This window comes from uncultured Shewanella sp. (assembly GCF_947497935.1).
GTDB lineage: Bacteria > Pseudomonadota > Gammaproteobacteria > Enterobacterales > Shewanellaceae > Shewanella.
Genome location: NZ_CANMIO010000008.1, coordinates 36,092 through 55,357, shown reverse-complemented (window position 1 = coordinate 55,357; position 19,266 = coordinate 36,092). Strand labels below are relative to the sequence as shown.

At 44.3% G+C, this 19,266-nt stretch carries 12 protein-coding genes; 8 read left to right on the top strand and 4 right to left on the bottom strand.

The features are described from left to right. The first annotated feature begins 5 nt into the window (after nt 1-5). The 3 genes from Q1A86_RS11210 to Q1A86_RS11200 all read left to right on the top strand — a co-directional run bounded on the left by Q1A86_RS11210 (nt 6) and on the right by Q1A86_RS11200 (nt 2,733). On the top strand, nt 6-236 hold the full coding sequence (locus tag Q1A86_RS11210) for an RNA-binding S4 domain-containing protein (protein WP_220759450.1): 231 nt from the start codon (nt 6-8) through the stop codon (nt 234-236). Between the two features lie 20 nt (nt 237-256). After that, entirely contained in the window at nt 257-643 is a 387-nt protein-coding gene (locus Q1A86_RS11205) for a ribonuclease E inhibitor RraB (RefSeq protein WP_299806528.1), read from the top strand. A gap of 116 nt (nt 644-759) precedes the next feature. Then, nucleotides 760-2,733: an NERD domain-containing protein kinase family protein gene (locus Q1A86_RS11200; protein WP_299806527.1), complete on the top strand. Its 1,974-nt coding sequence runs from the start codon at nt 760-762 to the stop codon at nt 2,731-2,733. A gap of 34 nt (nt 2,734-2,767) precedes the next feature. Here Q1A86_RS11200 and gcvA read toward each other — a convergent pair whose 3' ends face one another. Continuing rightward, nucleotides 2,768-3,670 (bottom strand): transcriptional regulator GcvA, encoded by a 903-nt coding sequence (gcvA, locus tag Q1A86_RS11195; RefSeq protein WP_299806754.1) that lies wholly within the window; start codon nt 3,668-3,670, stop codon nt 2,768-2,770. Between the two features lie 121 nt (nt 3,671-3,791). On the opposite strand from gcvA, the gene Q1A86_RS11190 reads away from it, so the two are divergent. Both Q1A86_RS11190 and blaOXA read left to right on the top strand, forming a co-directional pair. After that, a complete protein-coding gene (locus Q1A86_RS11190) occupies nt 3,792-4,571 on the top strand; it encodes a TSUP family transporter (RefSeq protein WP_299806525.1) in 780 nt (259 codons plus the stop codon). An 84-nt stretch (nt 4,572-4,655) separates the two neighbouring features. Further along, nucleotides 4,656-5,426, top strand: a complete 771-nt coding sequence (gene blaOXA / locus Q1A86_RS11185; protein WP_367277919.1) for a class D beta-lactamase — start codon at nt 4,656-4,658, stop codon at nt 5,424-5,426. Between the two features lie 173 nt (nt 5,427-5,599). Here blaOXA and Q1A86_RS11180 read toward each other — a convergent pair whose 3' ends face one another. Together Q1A86_RS11180 and Q1A86_RS11175 are read right to left on the bottom strand one after the other, a co-directional pair. Next, nucleotides 5,600-9,877 (bottom strand): SslE/AcfD family lipoprotein zinc metalloprotease, encoded by a 4,278-nt coding sequence (locus Q1A86_RS11180; protein ID WP_299806523.1) that lies wholly within the window; start codon nt 9,875-9,877, stop codon nt 5,600-5,602. A gap of 400 nt (nt 9,878-10,277) precedes the next feature. After that, nucleotides 10,278-11,528: a valine--pyruvate transaminase gene (locus Q1A86_RS11175; RefSeq protein WP_299806521.1), complete on the bottom strand. Its 1,251-nt coding sequence runs from the start codon at nt 11,526-11,528 to the stop codon at nt 10,278-10,280. Between the two features lie 320 nt (nt 11,529-11,848). On the opposite strand from Q1A86_RS11175, the gene Q1A86_RS11170 reads away from it, so the two are divergent. The 3 genes from Q1A86_RS11170 (at nt 11,849) to Q1A86_RS11160 (ending at nt 17,562) form a co-directional block, all read left to right on the top strand. Beyond that, nucleotides 11,849-12,994 (top strand): exonuclease SbcCD subunit D, encoded by a 1,146-nt coding sequence (locus tag Q1A86_RS11170; RefSeq protein WP_299806519.1) that lies wholly within the window; start codon nt 11,849-11,851, stop codon nt 12,992-12,994. Then, a complete protein-coding gene (locus tag Q1A86_RS11165) occupies nt 12,991-16,047 on the top strand; it encodes an SMC family ATPase (RefSeq protein ID WP_299806517.1) in 3,057 nt (1,018 codons plus the stop codon). Before Q1A86_RS11170 ends, Q1A86_RS11165 begins: the two co-directional genes overlap by 4 nt. A 228-nt stretch (nt 16,048-16,275) precedes the next feature. Further along, complete coding sequence (locus Q1A86_RS11160) at nt 16,276-17,562, top strand: peptidoglycan DD-metalloendopeptidase family protein (protein WP_299806515.1); 1,287 nt, start codon at nt 16,276-16,278, stop codon at nt 17,560-17,562. A gap of 194 nt (nt 17,563-17,756) precedes the next feature. Here Q1A86_RS11160 and Q1A86_RS11155 read toward each other — a convergent pair whose 3' ends face one another. Then, a complete protein-coding gene (locus tag Q1A86_RS11155; protein WP_299806513.1) occupies nt 17,757-18,416 on the bottom strand; it encodes a membrane protein insertase YidC in 660 nt (219 codons plus the stop codon). Nucleotides 18,417-19,266: the final 850 nt, after the last annotated feature.

The following is a 19,266-nucleotide window of genomic DNA, read 5'->3' as shown; positions in this document are numbered from 1 at the left end:
ATACCGTGAGTTCAGATACTCCAACTCTGACATTAAAGTCAGGCGAAGAATACATCGAGTTATATAAAGTATTGAAGGTCCAAGGAATGATGAGTGCTGGCGGCGAAGCCAAGCACGTTATTTCTGAAGGACAAGTAACAGTGAATGGTGAAGTTGAAACCCGCAAGCGCAAGAAAGTGATAGCGGGTGAAGTTGTTAGTTTTAACGGCGAAAGCGTTAAAATTATCGCTGAATAAGTGATTTAGAGAGGATTAACATGCAATTTCCAGATGATGACAATGGCAAAATGCTTGAAGCAATGGCTGATGCAGGCATTGACCTATCAAAAGCACTTGATGTCGATTTTTTCTTAGTTTTCGAAGACCAACGCGACGCAGAGTCTGCACTTGAAGAGCTAGGTCAATCAGATCTTGAAGGCGAAATCGAACTTCTTCTAAATGATGAGTCTGGTAAGTGGGAATTAATCGTTTGTTTAAACATGGTGCCTGAATATGACACTATCGTTGAACAAGAGATCAGTTTACATGAGTTTGCCCAGGAGTTTGGTGGTGTCACCGATGGCTGGGGTGTAATGCAGCATCAAGAAGGCGACGATGATTTCGCTGACGACGCACATGAGTGTGGCGACGACTGTAAGCACTAAATAACGCTAAAAATCTTTTTTAAAATAAGCCACTTATATTAGTGGCTTTTTTGTGTCCATCAGATGAGAATGTTATTTAGTTTATCTAGAAATAATTGCCACTGAAGGAGAAAAGAATGGCAAGAATGATAAGTTTCGGTACACCGGTTAACGATGCTGAACGTTGGGCATTCTCCCTGTTAGCTGATGAACTACCAGAAGATTATATCCTACTGACAAATGTTGAAATCCCGACAAAGTCGGGGCAAGCTATGGAGGTCGATGCGCTCGTTATAGGCGAGTGGGGGGTCTATGTTGTCGATGTGAAAGGCTATATAGGTCGTCTAGATGCAGGCATGCATGCTTGGTCCCTCGATGGCCGTGAAGTTGATAACAGTCTAGCTAAGGCGAACTATGTCGCTCGTGTTTTGGCAGGTAACGTCAAGCATAAAATTCCGGTTGGGGTTTATGCACCTTGGTGTCAAGGTATGGTGTTTGTTACCGGACGTAAAGGCGAGGAGATTGAACTCGAAAAACAGCAAGGCTCATTAAGTATCTACACGCCAAAACAAATAGTCGAGGCGTTAACCACTGAGTGGGGACTGACTGCGCCTAGAAAACATCAAGTAACCGATACTCAAAAAGAGCTGGTACTAGAGACCATTGGCCAAGTTGCCATTGTCGAGAAACGAAATAATAAGATCCAAGACTTCACTAAGCTCAAATGTCTGTTTATTCAAAGTGGGCTTGAGGTTTGGCAAGCTGAATATAACCCGGGCGAATGGACTGCGCCTTGGTTACTGAAAGTGCTTATTCCGACTCAATTTACCGATAGCGACCAATCAGAGGCCCATGAGACACAGCTGAGAAGTGAGTTCTTGCGTCTGCAGTCTCTATCAGGCTGTTGTGGTGTACCTTACTGTGCACCGCTTATTCAAGACGGTGAGCAGTTAGTCCTGCCTATCCGTATGCCCCGAGGTGTACCGCTTAATGTGCTCGACTCGAAGCAGATGACAACTTACCAGTTACTTGAAGTGCTGCGTCGAAGTGTGACGGGGTTACAGCAAATTCATCGGCGTGGTTTTACCGTAGGAGGCTGGACCAGCAACTGTATCTTTGTGTCTGATATGGGGGATGTCGAGTTCATCGATATTAAAGATAATGTCAGTAGCAGCGAAGATATCAGGGCTTACGCGGAAGGTTTCCTCGCGATTGCTGAGCAAACTCAGCAACCTCGTATTTATCAGTGGTATCGAGAAGCCGTTGCGGGTAGTACGACGGATTTAGACGCTCTTCGCAGCGATTTATCAGCGTTAATCGATCATGGTGTATGTGATACCGTACCGGAAAAGATTGAAATCACCGCAGGCGCAATTATTGACCACCATTTTAAGCTTGAACAATTTATTGCCGCTAAAGAAACCAGCCAGTTCTGGCGAGCGACTCACCTACAGGGCCAATATCAATGCGGTGTGTCAGTATACTGTAAAGTCGAAGCTAACTGGCCGATGCTAAGCAGTATCTATCGTACACTTGCAAAAGTTTATCACCCCCATATTGAAAAAGTATTAGCCTTTGGCCAGCTACCTCAAAGTGACAATCTGTTTATTGCCCGTGCCTGGGAGTACGGAGAGTCGATTGATGAAGTCAAAGATATCAAACCTGGCCAACCTTTGATGTGGTTCACTCAGCTGCTAACAGGCTTACAGTACATGCATCAGATGGATATTTATCATGGTGCTATTTGCCCTAAAAATATTATCTGTAATCCCAATAAAGCAATTTTAGTCAACTTTGGAATAGGCCTTGATATTGCTGCTAGTCACTATGCTTGTCAATATGCCGATCCTACGCTTTGGGAAGTTGAAGGCGAAGCTGAAAGGGACCTATATGGGTTAGTTGCCAGCTTTATTGATGCTATGGCACCAGAGAGCTTAAAAGGGAATTTGTGCCAAGCGGGGATTATCAATGCGTTGGAAGCGTTTGATCGACAATGGTTTGGTGAAGCACTTTATGACGTTTGCCATAAAGTGCTTAACTTTGATTTAAGTGTCCATTCTGGAATGAACTACTTAGAGATGTTCGACTTAGCTGAAAATGATGTTATCTAATGTGTCTCAAGCAATGAGTTAGTCGTCACTAACGCTATTGCTGCCGATATGGGCTAAATAGTTCGAGTAGCCAGTCGATAAAAGATTGTACTTTTAACGGCAGGTTACTCGATTTTGGTGTTAATAAGTAATAGCGATAGGGGCTAGTAAACTGTACGTCCAAATCTGCATCAAACGGGATAACTAATCTACCTGCTTTCAGTTCATCTTCAATAAAGAAGCGTGGGATCAGCGCCACGCCCATTCCACTCACTGCCGCCTGACTCAGCATGTAAAAATGCTCTACACCAAACTTTTTCTCCGTCGTTAGATCAAGTCCAACACTCTCAGCCCATAATTGCCAGAGCCCAGGTCTTGTGGTGTGTTGCAATAATGTCATTGTGTTAATGTCTTCAAGCTGATTAAGCTCACAAGCAATCTCTGGTGAACAAACCAGACAGAGATCTTCATCCATTAAGGTCATCACATTGGCTGCTTTAGGAACGGATGTACTGCTTCGAATGGCGATATCGTAATTGACACTATTAAAGTCAACTTCAAAATCGCCAATAGATAAGTCGACATAGAGATGAGGATAGCGGGACTTGAACTCTTCCATTCTTGGTATAAGCCAGCTAATTGTTAAGCTCGGCAGGACGTTGATGGCTAAAGTCTGGGTTCTCAGAGGTTGAGTGATCAAGTCGCTAGTCGCATTGTTAATGTTTTGCAGTGCCACTTGTACATTAATGAAGTAACGCTCGCCCTCATCGGTGAGTTTAAGGCTACGATGTTGCCTAATAAATAGTGGCATCCCCACGAACTCTTCCAATAACTTTACTTGCTTACTGATAGCGCCATGGGTGACAAATAACTCTTTACCTGCAAGGGTAAAGCTCATCAGTCTCGCCGATGCCTCGAAGGCTCTAAGGGCATTTAGTGGAGGGAGGTGTGAGTACATTAGTTTAACCATAACCTTCTTTTTGCGTGAGAAAATCTCACTCATGACGAACAATAACTCCTTTGAGTTTTAACTGCAAACAACGTCTAATAGCGGCACTTAAATTATTTGTTATTGAATCATGACTCTAGATCTGACTTTTGAGCTTATTGCTCTGCTTTTTTTTGTCGCCATGTTGGCAGGTTTTATCGACGCGATTGCAGGTGGGGGCGGTTTACTTACCATACCAGCGCTAATGTGGGCAGGCCTGCCGCCAACGGTGGCGTTAGCAACCAATAAGCTGCAAGCCTGCGGTGGTAGCTTTTTTGCGAGTTTTTATTTTGTGCGTAAAGGCATGGTGAAACTCAGCGATATGAAGCTCAGTATTGCTTGTGCCTTTGTAGGCGCGGCATTGGGGACGATTGCGGTTCAGATGATAGACACGGCTTTCTTAGAAGTCTTTTTACCCTTCTTGATGCTCGCAATAGGAGGCTACTTTCTGTTTTCCAAAAAGATCAGTGAAGACGATAAGCTGCAAGTGCTCACCCCAAGTGTATTTGCCTTTACTGCAGCATTAGCCGTGGGCTTTTATGATGGTTTTTTTGGCCCCGGCACTGGTAGCTTCTTTGCCTTAGCCTTTGTTTCATTGGCGGGTTATGGGCTTGCTAAAGCAACCGCCCATGCCAAAATATTAAACTTTTCAACCAATATCGCGTCGCTTATTTTCTTTGCCATTGGTGGTAAAGTCTTTTGGATGCTAGGTGGGGTGATGTTGATAGGCCAAGCGATAGGCGCTACGTTAGGATCGAGATTAGTGTTAACCAAAGGCACTAAAATTATCAGGCCGTTAGTGGTAGTTATGTCTATTGCCATGAGCGTTAAGCTGTTGTCGGCTCAATACGATCTGTTTGCTTGGCTATAATAGAGAATTTCAAGGATGACTATTTTAAAAACGCATTCGAGTATTTGTTTATTGCTCTATCTTCTATTTTCGGCTGTAGCCGTTATGCCCATAAAGGCATTTGCAGCTTATGAAGAGCAGCCTGGTTGGCAGATATACTTTGATAAGTATGACGCCAAGGGGACGATAGTAGTGCTTGATAAGCGTGATGCAGTACCTAAAGCTATGGTGCTCGATAGCCTGAGAGCAAATAAACGCTATTCCCCCGCGTCTACATTTAAAATTCCCCATAGTCTATTTGCCCTAGACTCAAATTTAGTTAAAGACGAATTTCAAGTGTTTGAGTGGGACGGAATAGAGCGAAGTTACTCACCTCATAATCAAGATCAGAACTTACGCTCAGCTATGCGTAACTCAGCGGTGTGGGTCTATGATAATTTTGCCAAGAAGTTGGGTGAGAAAAAAGCGCAGCATTATTTATCGCTAATTGATTACGGTAATGCGGATCCCACGTTTGACAATAAAAACCAAGACAGTGTCAGTTATTGGATTGACGGTAAGCTCGCTATTTCAGCCGTTGAGCAAGTTAAATTCTTACAAAATTTATATCTTAACCAGTTACCTTTTGATTTGGCGGATCAACGCTTAATTAAAGATATTATGATTGTCGAAGCGGGCAGAGACTGGGTGTTAAGGGCTAAAACAGGCTGGCAAGGCCAGTACGGCTGGTGGGTCGGCTGGGTTGAATGGCCGACAGGGCCAGTACTTTTTGCCCTCAATATGGACACACCGAATCGTATGCAAGATCTCTATAAACGTGAGGCAATCGTTCGAGACATTCTACAATTCATAGGTGCGCTGCCAAAGGAGCGCTAACCAAGAGATTTAATAGCGGTAATCGGCCTCTTTGTTAGCGTTAATAGTTAACCCCCTTAAAACAAAAAGCCCCTTCACATATGTGCAGGGGCTTTTTAGTTTCTATGGCAAATTCAAGCGGCTATTATTGTTAAGCCTATAGCTTCAATTATCGAACATTAATAGTTCATAGCTTAATTAATGTAATCGATACTTTCAGGTTTATTCTCAGGTACTGGAAGATCTAAAGACTTCACATAGCCAGTACCATTAGCTGTGATCCCGCCTTGATAGTCACGGCTGCCATCAGCAGTGACTACTGATACTTCACTTGGATTCCATGCTTCAAAGAAACTAGTTAGGTCATATTTTGCAACAGCTGAAGCACAGGCCATAAGCAGATCGCCCTCGCTAAGCCCGTTAATATTTTGAGCTGAACAAGATGGATTCTGGTTATTTCGTGCTTGATGATGCATCAGTTTAAACATGTTCCAACCTTCATCTGCACCATAGTAAGAGGGGATAGTTTCGCCTTTAAAGTGGTCAGCAATTTTGAAGTGATCTTCTGCCCAAACTTTCAGTTGAGCGAACATAACCAAGCGTGAGCCTGCGTCACCATGACTCCAAACATGGCCCTCATCACGACTGATCATCATAGGTGCCTTTTGAATATCAGTTTTGATACGTTCCATTTTACCTTTGCCGTTGTCGCGCTGTTCCTGCATATAAAGTGCTAACAGGTTATTTGCGACTTCGGTAGCCCCTTTTACGTTAAAGGGGGCAGCTGCAAGGTTATGACCGACTTCATGCCATAATAACCAATCATTATCAGGAATTGTCGGGATGGTATTGGCGTCACGGTTATAGGTTGTGCTCATTACTGGATAACCAGAGTGAGCGGCGCCAATTGAAATTTGTACGTCGTTAACAAAGCGATGGCTATGCTCTGGCAACAACTTGCCCGTAAAGCGCATATTGTCTTCGCTATTATCTCTTGCGTGGAAATCACTGGCTTTTTCAGCAAAGTCATTCATGCCATCGGCAAACTGCTGGATATCAGTATTAGCAACATTATTGACCGGGGTTGTATAAACAAAATGACCTGTATTTATTTCGGCTAATGGCACATCGAGGTTAACCGGGTTTAGCCATTTGCCGTTTCTCCAAAGTGATGCTTCCAACACGCCTGTAAAGCTAAATTCAACCGTATTGAGTTCAGCAGTACTCGTCGGCTTGATATAAATTAGGCCGCCATATGGTGCGATAATGTCAGTAGACGATCCCGCTTTGTGGGTCCAAGACTTTTGTACACGAGAAGGACGCTTTAACGCCAATTCATGTTGGTGTTTACCTGTCACATCATCAACCAGTGCAATGGTAATAGTGGCATCATGATTACCAGTCACTGTCACTGTGCTGCGCTTTACTGCCCATAATCCCGTTGACTGCATGTTGTTTGCCGTACCGACTACAGCATTGTTGAATGTTTCAACTTGCACGCTGGCATTTGTGCCAGTGACCGCGGTATTACCAGGGTAAATACTTGTGTCGACACTGATGTCGTTATCCCAGTAAGAGCGGCCAAGCATAATGCGGGTTAGCGGCTTTTCTTGATAGTTTAACGGGTAGCTTGGGTTCAACTCTTCATTTTCTGTCAGCATCTTGTAGCTGTGCAGTTTGGCTCGGGTCTCAGGGTGACAAGCATTATCGGGTTGGTGCAAATCAGAGGTATAGCAGTTTAAGAACTCAGTGGCTTTTTTAAAGCCCAGCTCATCTTGTACGTTAGCGTTATAGCTATATTGCTCATCATTCCACAGCCAGATAGATAAGTTATCGTAGGTTTGGTTTAGCTCATTGAGCGATAAGCGGTTGCCCTCAGCGCCTTTACTACGGTAGTAAATCTCATGCTGATACAGCTTTTCAACGTTAGCACCAAGGTTGGCGGCTTTGACCATAGTATCAACCACTTCAGGGCTCATCTCATAGCGGGTAAAGCGTGGGCGATAGTATCTGTGTCCCGTTGCAAAGCCATGGCCTTGGCGCGTTTCAATACAGCCAATCTCGTAGTCATAGTTTGCGTCAGTACACTCTTTAACTTTTGGGAAAGCGGCTTTGATTTTAGCGACAGCTTCAAGGTGCTCAGCGTCTGTTTTAACGCTGTAAAACGCAAAATTGTCTTGCTCGCTACCATCTTCAGCAGTGGTTTTAAACTGGGCAACACCAAACTCTGGTTTGTCGATAGGTGATGGGAAAGTCACTGTACCATCTTGGTTAACCACAAACTTGGACATATCATCGAACTTTTCATAAGTCACAAGTGTGTCGGTAAAGCTGGCACGCGCATTAGGGTAAGGCTCTTGGCAATAATAGCTTTCACCACAGTATGCTTGACGGGTGCGGGCAAGATTGGCGCCGCCTAATGAAATACCTGCAGTATCGGCTAAACGCGCGATGGGTTCGGGGTTTAACTGCTCGATAGCATCCATGAATAAAACATTACCGCCAGCGTTGATATACTTAATCAAGGCGGTGATATCTTTCTCTGAAAGTAATGGCTTACCAATATCGGCAAGCACTTTTACGCTCATGCCATCACCAAACAGACTGGTTTCGTAAGCTTGTAACAGCAAGATGGGGGTTGTCTGCGGATCTAGGTTGTCATAACTACCGGACGCAAGCATCTCGAGGTTGGCTTTATATGAACTGTCGATATAGAAGTCATACTGCTTATTGGAGTTGACGTTAGACTGCCAAACTTTGCCGATATTGGAACCGACATTAATGGCTTTTTGGCCATTAGCATATTCAGGCGCAAACCAGGTAAACATGTTCATAAAGAAGCGTGGCATACTGCCATTGTCTTGACCTGCGTCTTCACCACCGGCCCAATAGCTTGTTGGCGTACTTAAGATGTTGGGGTACATGCTGTTACCCATAAATACCACGCGGCCTTTACCAATCTCGCCCGCTGTAATCACGGGTAAGTTATAAGTCGCAGTGTCAGTGCCCACTCGCTCAGGGCGTTTAAGAGTGACATCTGAATCGGCATCAATAGTTTTAGCGTCAGTTACATAAGGGAAACCGTCATCACGTCGATAAGCTTGCTCAGAGCCAAATGGTAGCCAATAGTTAACATCATTGCGGGGCATCAATACTGGGAAGGCCGTGTTTGATGTGTTGATTGAACGCATAAAACGCGCGAAGCCAACTTCGCCATAAAAAGCGGCGTTATCATGGAAAATATGGAATTGGTCCACATCTGTATATAGCTGATTTAATGTATTAGTCACATACTGACTGCTGCGTAAAAGCGGCACTGTCTGATGGTTTTGTACTCGCGCCTGATTTAGCTCAGCATCAATGATTTGGGCTAATCCAGTAGAAAACTGTGCATTAAATTCGTTAGGCACACGGTAGCCGCTATCTTCAATTTCAGCACCGTTTGGTAGGTTGATATTGATGATTTCGTTGATTACGTTAGGGTACTGAGCAAATACTTGATGCACCTGTTCACTGAAGGTAACCGTATCAGCTGAAGTAGAAGCATAACGCGCAGTTAGCGCATCAATATTTTGTTTGACGATTTCGTTATCGGATACATCAGATAACCTATATTCAATTTGGTTGCCTTTAATCGAGCCGAAGGTAAAGGTATCTAAGCCAAGTGTGATGGTTTCGCCCCAAATGTAGGAGATTAAGCCCGTTGCATCGGTTATGCCTCGTGAAGACTTGGTGTAATAGTTGATACCAGCAATAGGGGTGCCGTTAATATCAATTAATACACTTTCGGTTAGTAATCGCGACTCTTCACTAGGTTTGTAAGTGTATGCATCTTCGGCAGCAGCAGAGACAAAGTCTGCGTTGAGATCAGGCTTAGCTCCTTCAGAGACTTCAGGTATTAATGAGCTATCGACATGAGAACTCGGGGCTTTATCAATTTCGTCAGTTTCTTCTTCCGCTGACGGATTCAAAAAAGCACCGATGTCAGCTGGGTTAGCATTTGAAAATAAGGGCGATACATCAAAACTGTCTATTTCATCTAAACAGATTTCATTGATAAGCGCTGGACAAGTGCTGACCTTTGCCATGACTTTTGCGCCATCTTCAACGCTAATCGCATGTGACCAGTCATTTATCATGTCTAAGGCCATGGCGTTATGGGTATCGCGTGCCCAACCATCTGGTAGTGGAATGTCTTTGTTTAGTAGTTCTAATGAACCATAGAAACAACTAATGTTTTCACCATCTTTAAAGGTAAAAATTCCCGTGTTGGCTAACTCTTGACCGTTACATGTAATTTGGCCTGATAACTTTTTGCCACTTAGCAATAAACTGCCCTGATATGTTTGCTTTGCAGGGATAAGGTCTGTTGGCGGTATGCTAGGTTCCACAGGTATCGACGGTGCTTGGGTGTAATCGCTACAAGCTGTCAATATATTGCTTATGACTATAGCAAGTATTAGTTTTTTCATTTTATGATCTCATGACAAAAAGCAAAGTTGCTTTCTCTAAAATCTATCCTTAATTAGATTTTAGAGAAGATGGTTTACGATTTGCGTGAGCGTTAACAGTAGGTTTTTAGCGTTAAAGAATAGAGTCATTGATTAAAGATAAAGGCGACAGGAAAGTTAAAGAGTTAAGAATTTCACTGAAATCTATATGAAATAGACCGTCTATTATCTCAATAAAAAAGTAAAAATCATAATTTTAATTGAGTTAAGTCACTAATTAAATGAGATAAGTTGTGTTTTCGTGAGTGTTGTTTTTTAGTGGGATAAGCTATTGCTCTGGACTCGTTCTGAGTAGAAATTCGAGCAATAGCTTATCGATACTTAAGGTTTGAGGCAGGTTACAAAAGTGACTCTAATCGTTTTAAAGCTCTGAATAGGCCTTAGCGACTTCTTCGCTGATAATCGCGATACCTGCGCGCATTTTGGCTTCATCCTGAACGTAATTCATTCGCAGACACTGATGCGCATGATTCCAATCTTCCTCTAATCCAAAGAAGAAATACTCGCCTGGTACAATCAACACGCCACGGGCTTTCAGTCTGTTATAAAGCTCCATGGTGGTGATAGGTAATTTATCGAACCAAAGCCAGAGGAACATCGCGCCTTCGGGTTTGTGGATCCTAAACCGGCTATCGCTAATCGATTGCTGCAGTAACGACACCGCAAACTCAGATTTTTGCTGATAGAAAGGCTTGATAACGTTTTCGCTTAAATTCAGCAAGTCACCCGAATCAATCATATGCTTGGCGATGGCAGGGCCGAATCCGCCTGGCGCTAGGCTGATGATAGCGTTGAGGTTCGACAGTGCTGCCGTAATCTCTTCGCTGGCGATCACTATGCCGCAGCGCACACCTGGTAGGCCAAGTTTAGAAAGGCTCATGCACAATATGGTGTTGTTGTTCCAAAATGGCGTCACTTGTTCAAAAATGATATTTGGAAATGGTGTGCCGTAGGCGTTATCTATGATTAGAGGGACACCCTTTGCCCGTGCTAACTCATCGAGTTTGCACACCTCTGCATCGGAGAGCACGTTGCCAGTTGGGTTTGTTGGGCGAGATACACATATCGCGGCAATCGAATCATCGATGTCCAATTGCTCAAAATCCACATGGTACTTAAACATACGATTATCTAGCATCTCAATATCGGGACGATAAGAGACAAAAAGGTTATCATCCAGGCCAGCATCGTTATAGCCAATGTATTCAGGAGCAAGGGGAAGTAAGATCTTCTTTTTGCTGCCATCGACTTGTTCACCCGCGAGTATATTGAACAAGTTGAAGAAAGCACTCTGGCTGCCATTGCTTAGGCTAATGTTTTTCTCGCTGATCTCCCAGCCATAAGTTTCACGTAGCAAAGTTGATAAAGCGCTTAAGAAAGCATCTTTTCCTTGAGGGCCGTCATAGTTTCCTAGCGCCGCAACTAACTCGCCATTAGCCAGCATATCGGCTGTCGCTTGATGAAAGTAATCTTGCATGGCCGGGATCGAAGCGGGGTTGCCACCACCGAGCATAATCGCTCCTGGTGTACTTAAGCCCTCATTAAGATCATCCATTAACTGAGTAATGCCGGAGTAACGATTAAATTTTTCACCAAACTTTGAAAACTGCATGCTATCTAGTACCACAATGACTTAAGTATGCCTGTAGTAACAATACTCAGAATAAAACGCACTTATTTTTTTAACTTTTAGTGACTAATTTGGCATTCATCATGTTTTACTGCGGAAATCGTAAATTATTTGTTCGATTATTCTATTTTTTGCCAAAACAAGATTGCCAGTTTGTTTATTGAAGCTGGGCTAATCTTGAGTTCATATAGCTGTGCAATTAAGGGCTATTGTGAAATGGGCTGAGTTTTCTTACTATTCATTAAAATGGAAAGCCTAAGCGGCGACACTTCCACATCTCCTTCATTTTTAAACGAGAATGCATGAAATTTATCCATACCTCTGACTGGCATATCGGCAGACAGCTTCATAACCAGAGCCTGCTCGATGATCAGTGCTTCGTTTTAAATCAAATAATCGAACTCGCGACTAAGCATAGCGTTGATGCGGTGGTCGTCGCTGGCGATATCTATGACAGATCGGTTCCGCCAGCGAATGCGGTCGCCTTATTAGATGATGTGGTTAACCGTTTGGTGAATGAGCTGAAGATCCCGCTGATCATGATTGCAGGAAACCATGACGGTCATGAGCGTTTAGGTTTTGCCTCTAGACAGATGAATGACAGTGGCCTGCATATCATAGGACCGTTAACGCAAGAAGTGAGAGCTATCGAGCTTAAAGGTAAGCAAGGCAGTGCCATATTTTATGGTCTGCCGTATGCCGATCCGGCTACTGTGCGTCAGGTGTTTGATTGTGAGGTAAGCACTCATGAAGAGGCGATGGTGAAACTGCTTGAACAGGTTCATGCGCACGACAGCCAAGGCTTGCCAAAAGTTGTTGTCAGCCACTGTTTTCTCGATGGTGGCAGTGAGTCTGAGTCTGAGCGCCCGTTAAGTATTGGCGGCGCCGATAAGATCTCGCCTAAATTGTTCACTCCTTTTAGCTATACGGCGTTAGGGCACCTACACGGACCGCAATATAAAGGCGCTGAGCATGTGAGATATTCGGGCTCAATGCTTAAGTATTCCTTCAGTGAACAGCATCAAAACAAGTCCGTCACCTTGGTTGAATTAGACAGTGATGGCAAAGCAAGCTTTGAGTTATTGCCGCTAACTGCCATGCGAGATGTGCGTATTATCGAAGGCTTGTTGCATGATTTATTAGAGCAAGGCAAAACCGATGTAAATCGTGAAGATTACTTGATGGTGAAGCTCAGTGATAAAACTGCCATCTTAGACGCCATGGGTAAGCTAAGAAGTGTGTACCCGAATGTGCTCCATTTAGAGCGTACAGGCTTGATGAGTGACAACAGTAAGGTAGAGCTAAGCCGAGAGCATATCAAGAAGGGCGAGTTAGATATGTTTACCGACTTCTTTGCCCAGGTATCCGGCGAGCCAATGACAGAGGCGCAACAACAAGCCATGATCACCGCAATCGATGAGTTACATAAGGTGGAGCGCACATCATGAGACCGCTTATTCTAGAAATGGCTGCGTTCGGCCCATTTGCCTCGACTCAAATGACCGACTTTTCGGCATTAGGCTCTAATCCTCTATTTTTGATCAACGGCCCAACTGGTGCGGGTAAGACTACGCTGTTAGACGCCATCTGTTTTGCCCTGTATGGCAAGACCACGGGGGACGAGCGTGAAGGCAGCCAGATGCGCTGCGACTTAGCCCCAGATAGTCTTTTGACCGAAGTCACCTTTAGTTTTGCCTTAGGCGATAAGCAATACCGTATTCGCCGAGTGCCTGAGCAGCAGCGAGCTAAGAAAAGTGGCGATGGTTATACGGTGCAAAAGCCAGAAGCGCAGCTTTATCGTATCGATAGCGATGGCAGCGAACATCTGCTGGTGGCGAGTAAGGTCTCTGAGGCCACTGCTGAAATAGAGAGCTTAACGGGCCTAGATGCGGATCAGTTTCGTCAGGTGATGGTACTGCCTCAGGGCAAATTCCGCGAACTCTTGATGGCTGACTCTAAAGACAGAGAGAAGATTTTTAGTCAGCTTTTTCAGACGCAAATTTACCGAAAAATTGAAGATAAATTAAAGTTTCAAGCTGCGGCGATTAAGGCTGAAGTGCGCGATCACCGTAACAAACGTGATGGCATGTTAGCCAATATTAGTCTTGAATCAGATGATGAGCTTACTCAAGAGATTACTGAGCTTGAGCCGCAGCTGAGCAGCGCACAAGCATTAAAGTTGCAAAGTCAGCAGGCGCTGATTGAAGCCAATAAGCAGTTTGAGTCGGCTAAGTCATTAACCAGTGACTTTGAGGTGTTAGATAAGCTTAAGCAAACCTCTGTATTACTTGATGATAAAAAGAAAGCCATCACCCAGCAGCAAGCAAGGCTTGAAAGCGGCCAAAAGGCGCTGCAATTAAAACCAGTATTAGATGTATCGCTTGCCCGTGATGCCGAGGTCGCTCAAGCGCAAACTCATTTTGCTCTGGTGCAAGCAGCAAAGCAGGGCAGTGAGCAGGCATTGGCTAGCAGTCAGACCCAATTTGACACCTTGCCAGAGCAAGACGCTCAGCTCCAAAAAGCTCAACATGCAGAGCAAAATCTCACTCAATTAGTGCCTCAGCTGCAAGGATTAGAGGGGCTACAAAAAGCATTAACTCAGGCAACGAATGAACGCGACCAAGCCAAAAACAAGGGGATTAACGAGAAGCAGGCCTTAGAGGCAATATTGGCAGAAAAGCTTACAGCAGAGCAGCGTATTCCTCAGTTAGAAAAGCTTGCCGGTGAGCAAATCAATGCCCAGCAAGCTGTCACTGCCCAAAATGACTTGATAGAGCGATATCAGCTGTGGCAACAGGCAAGTGTTGATGCCAGTCAAACCGAGCAAGCGTTATTACGAGTAATGGAAAAAGGACAGCAACTGCGCGCTCGTTTTATTGAGGCGCAAACTAACCACAAACAACTCCAGCTCATTTGGCATCACGGCCAGGCCGTGAATTTAGCTTTACAGCTTAATCCTGGGCAGCCATGTCCGGTATGTGGCAGCGGTGAGCATCCAAATCCAGCTCAAAGTGCAGAGCAACTGCCAACGGAAGAGGAGCTACAACAAGCTCAACGCAATGAAGAGTCGGCAAATGAAACGCTTAACCAAGCGAAATCAGAATATTCAGGATTAAAGACTAAGCATCAAGAGCAATTAAAGCGCGTCGATGAGCTGCTACAGCGCATTGGTGACAGCAGTGCTCAATCTATTGAGAACCTACAGTTACAACAACAGCAGCTACAACAGCAGCTTAACCAAGCCAATAGTGCAGCTCAGCAATTAGCTCAACTTAGAAGCCAAATACAAGCTTGGCAAACTAAAGAAAATCAGCTGCAAACAAATCTAGATGCCGAACGAGAAGCTTTTGTAGAACTACAAAGTAAGGCTTCGAGTCTTCAAGGGCAATTGGAGCAAGCATCCCATGCTATCCCTGAGCAATATCTCAGCTTGAGTGTGCTCAATGAGGCAATTGAGCAAGCTACGGCACATGTCGCTGTGTTGCTGCAAGGCATAAACAGCATACGTGAATCTCATACCCAAGCACTGGCGCAAGATGCCTCACAAACCGCCGCGTTAGCGAGCGCTCTGTCTAGCTTGACACAGGCCAAGCTGCAGAGTGAAAAGTCGATTTGTGAGCTAGCCGAGCAACTATCAAGCTCAGGTTTTAGCGACAAACAGGCATTAACTCAAGCCTTAATGTCACCTGAAGCACTTAAAGCCATAGCCGATGAGATAAGCCGCTATCAGCAGGAGTGTATCGCTAACCAGACGACATTAACTCAGTTAAATGAAAAGCTATCTGAGCAGGTAAAGCCACAGCTTACTGAACTCGAAGCGCATTTGGCGAGTATTCAAGTTGAGCAACAAGCAGCAGAAAATAGCTGGCAAACTCTGCAGAGCCGAGTGACTCAGCTGACACAAACCCAAAAGCAGCTAAAAGAGGCCGATGCCAAAGCTAAGCAGCTTGAAGATGAGTACGCTGTAATTGGTACCTTGTCAGAAGTCGCTAATGGTCAAACCGGTAATAAAATCAGCTTACAGCGCTTTGTGCTTAGCGTGTTGCTTGATGACGTGCTGCTTGAGGCGAGTCATCGTCTGCAGCTAATGAGTAAGGGCCGCTATCGTTTGCTACGTAAAGAGGAACGCGCTAAGGGCAATAAGGCATCGGGGCTTGAACTCGAAGTCGAAGATGCTTATACCTCTAAGGTGCGTCCTGTTGCAACGCTCAGTGGAGGAGAGAGCTTTATGGCGGCCTTATCGATGGCGTTAGGTCTATCCGATGTGGTGCAGGCCTATGCTGGTGGCATAAAGCTCGACACCCTGTTTATCGATGAGGGCTTTGGTAGCCTAGATCAAGACTCACTGGATTTAGCGGTAAGAACCTTGATGGATCTGCAATCCTCCGGTCGTATGATCGGAGTGATCTCCCATGTTTCCGAGATGAAGGAGCAGATAGGCACTCGTATCGATATCAATAAGACCGCAGTCGGTAGTGAAGTCAGCATAGTACTGCCTTAATTAAATTTTGCTCTAAAATGAATTAATCCCATTGTGTCTGTTTGCTTATCGAACAAATACAATGGGATAATTTTTTTATTTTACAAGTTATCTAGGTTTGCTTGGGAATTTGTGCAGCAGATCGGTTTGTAAATTGAATTATTTTTGATATAACTTGGCATCAAACCTCATTTTAAAGGGGTTTTATCGTCAAATAGATAATCATAATAATGAAAGTCGAGGCATAGGTTGCACGCAAGTAAATTTTCTTTTTCAAATGTGTCTAAAAAGCGCTTAGCGGGGCTATCTTCTTTTCATCGCAAAGTCCTTTTAGGTTCAGTATTGATCATTGGCGCGGCTGTATTGATGCCAAGCCGACATGAGCTATTACCACAGCGGATCTCGGTTCAGCTTGATATCGATTCAATTCTTGCTCAAAACGTGTCGATTCCCAGTACAGAATTGTTAGAGCCAAAACCCGCATTTCAAAAACAGATCGTCAAAGGCGATACCTTGAGTGGCTTATTCGAGCAAGGCGGCGTCGATCAGCAGACCATGTACCGCGTACTCGAAGCTGACTTAAATGTATTAGCATTAGATACTCTGAGGCCTGGCAATAAAATCCAGTTTTGGCTTAATGATGCAGGTGAACTGCAAAAGTTAACCCTCTACTTTAACGCCGCAAGACAGGTTATTTTTACGCGCTTCGATGATGGTTCATTTAACGTTGATGAAATTAATATCGACGGTATTTGGCGAGATCGCGCAATCTCAGGCCAAATTCATGGCTCTTTCTATGTTTCGGCAAAGAAAATGGGCCTCAATGCGGGCGAGATCCAGCGGGTAGAGTCATTATTAAAAGAGAAACTTAATTTTGCTCGCGATCTTCGCGCCGGTGACAAGTTCTCGGTATTGATCAACGATCAGTTTATCGACGGGGAAGCCACAGGTAACAGTCATGTGCTTGGGGTCACTATCGATAGGGGCGCGAGTAGCATAAATGCTTATCAACATAGCGATGGTAACTTCTATGATGAGAAAGGGCTGAGTTTAGCTAGGGCGTTTCAGCGCATTCCGCTATCCAAGAATTACCGTATTAGTTCTCGATTCAACCCTAATCGTCATCACCCTGTTACGGGCAGAAACTCTCCTCACAACGGTACTGATTTTGCCTTACCAATAGGCACTAAAATCGTCGCACCAGGAGACGGTATCGTGTCTTTGGTTACCGATCACCGTTTTGCAGGTAAGTACATCGTCATCGATCACGGTAACAAGTACCGCACTCGTTATTTGCACCTATCAAAAGCGTTAGTGCATAAAGGCCAGCGAGTGTCTCGTGGCCAAGTGATTGCGCTATCGGGTAATACGGGGCGTGTTACAGGCCCGCACCTGCATTACGAATTCCATATTAATGGCCGCCCAGTGGACTCAATGAAAGCCAAAATCCCAATGGCGAGTAAACTTTCTTCTAAAGAGATGAGCGAGTTTAGCCAGATAGTCAAAGTCAGAAAGATGATGATGGGCATTGCTTAATCGCAATTTTGGGTAAGTTAAGTCCAGCAAAGGGCATCACATCCTGTGACTGGTTCTATGATTAGTCCTGAAATAGAAAAAGCCATCGAATGATGGCTTTTTTATTTTGGAGTCTAAGCCGTTTTTGGGGAAAGCGGCTAGCTTAACCTTTGTGTTTTTGGTGGCGCTTAGAAGACTATTTTCATCGCAGCCATTTAACCCTGAGTCTGGGTCAAATTGCATTGCTGTTTTTCAAAATACTTTTGCATAACCACCGATTGCAGAGCAGTAAATGCACTCGAAGTCGCCCAATATAAACCTAAGGCAGAAGGAGCGCTAATCAAAACAGCCACACTGACCATTGTCGGGATCAGCAAAAACATAGCACTGGCTTGCTCCGCACTGCCAGGCATCATGATCATAGATACATAGGTCAGCGCACCTACAAGCATTGCTAATAAGATATCTGGCTTAGCGATATTGGAAATCCATGCGAATTTACTGCTAAAAATAACCTTTTGAAGTACCTGATACATTCCAAACCCGAATATAGCTTGGCTGGAAATGTTAGCTACAAGGGTTTTGCTAACAAATTTTATATCGTGCTTTTGATACAGCGCCATTGTTTGTTTAGCCATTTCGTTTGGTTTGTTTTTATAGACAGACTTTAGCTTATCTAACTCAGGTTTTATCGCCGCTATCGCCTTTCTGTTTTTATAGCTGTTAATTATTGCCGAGCTACTGAGCGGACTTAATAGTAAACGCACTATAAGGGTAAGCAGAATGATAGCAACGCCTTGGCTTACACCTACCTCCGTTGTTAGAAAACCAATTGCCTGTACTAGCAAGTCTGTGAAATTAGCCCAAAGTTCCATGATGCCTCTCTATCCCTAGTTGATTGTATTTTATACTAGAGGTTTGAGACATATTATGTCAATAGCGTTGAGACATATTATGTCTAGAGTTTTATGAGCACACTTTGCATCGTAAACAGTGGGATTTTCTTTGTGTAAAGGTGGGAGGGCTAAGCCACAAAAGAAATGGCAGACCAATCTCTTTTGCATTCCTCTGACACGTATCTGGACATTTCCAAGTTAGAAATCGAACAATTACAGCCTAAACGTAAGCACCAACTACCCTGTGTAGATACGGCTGAAGCCGTCGAAAACTGGGTGAAAGATAACGAAGTTATCATGCTCTTGAACGAGAGGTATGGAGACCGAACTGGCATTTTGACAAGGATGTTGTTTGTTTTCGTTGAGCCTACACGGACGTACTTGAGGCGTGCTTCAGCAGTGTCTGCACATACCCCGCTGGAGGCGATTGATAGCAATGAAGGTGCAACTCATAATTCGCTATCAGATAGCGCTAGCCCCCAAAAAATGTAATCAGCCTTCATTCCAAGGCTAACCAGCATTGGGGCATTTCCAAGTTAGAAATCTAACTCTTCAGCCTAAATAGAAGAAGAACATTATCCAGTGCAGATACGGCTGAAGTCGTCGAAAACAAGGATGTTTTCGTTGAGCCTACAAGGCCAATTCAGTTCCATACTGAATTTGGCATTTCTACCATCCTTGGAGGTCAGACGTACTAGCGGCGAGCTTCAGCAGTGTCTGCACATAAGGTCGTTCCTTCACATCTGACCCATAGCGATATGGGAAATGTCAGTATGATGTTGGGAACATCATTGACCATGTGATCACTACATTCTGACATCCTGTTCAG

Excerpts from the sequence above, each read along its gene's own strand:
- Q1A86_RS11205 (WP_299806528.1), top strand. The coding sequence starts at position 257 with ATGCAATTTCCAGATGATGACAATGGCAAAATGCTTGAAGCAATGGCT.
- Q1A86_RS11200 (WP_299806527.1), top strand. The coding sequence starts at position 760 with ATGGCAAGAATGATAAGTTTCGGTACACCGGTTAACGATGCTGAACGT.
- gcvA (WP_299806754.1), bottom strand. The coding sequence starts at position 3,670 with ATGTACTCACACCTCCCTCCACTAAATGCCCTTAGAGCCTTCGAGGCA.
- Q1A86_RS11190 (WP_299806525.1), top strand. The coding sequence starts at position 3,792 with ATGACTCTAGATCTGACTTTTGAGCTTATTGCTCTGCTTTTTTTTGTC.
- blaOXA (WP_367277919.1), top strand. The coding sequence starts at position 4,656 with ATGCCCATAAAGGCATTTGCAGCTTATGAAGAGCAGCCTGGTTGGCAG.
- Q1A86_RS11180 (WP_299806523.1), bottom strand. The coding sequence starts at position 9,877 with ATGAAAAAACTAATACTTGCTATAGTCATAAGCAATATATTGACAGCT.
- Q1A86_RS11175 (WP_299806521.1), bottom strand. The coding sequence starts at position 11,528 with ATGCAGTTTTCAAAGTTTGGTGAAAAATTTAATCGTTACTCCGGCATT.
- Q1A86_RS11170 (WP_299806519.1), top strand. The coding sequence starts at position 11,849 with ATGAAATTTATCCATACCTCTGACTGGCATATCGGCAGACAGCTTCAT.
- Q1A86_RS11165 (WP_299806517.1), top strand. The coding sequence starts at position 12,991 with ATGAGACCGCTTATTCTAGAAATGGCTGCGTTCGGCCCATTTGCCTCG.
- Q1A86_RS11155 (WP_299806513.1), bottom strand. The coding sequence starts at position 18,416 with ATGGAACTTTGGGCTAATTTCACAGACTTGCTAGTACAGGCAATTGGT.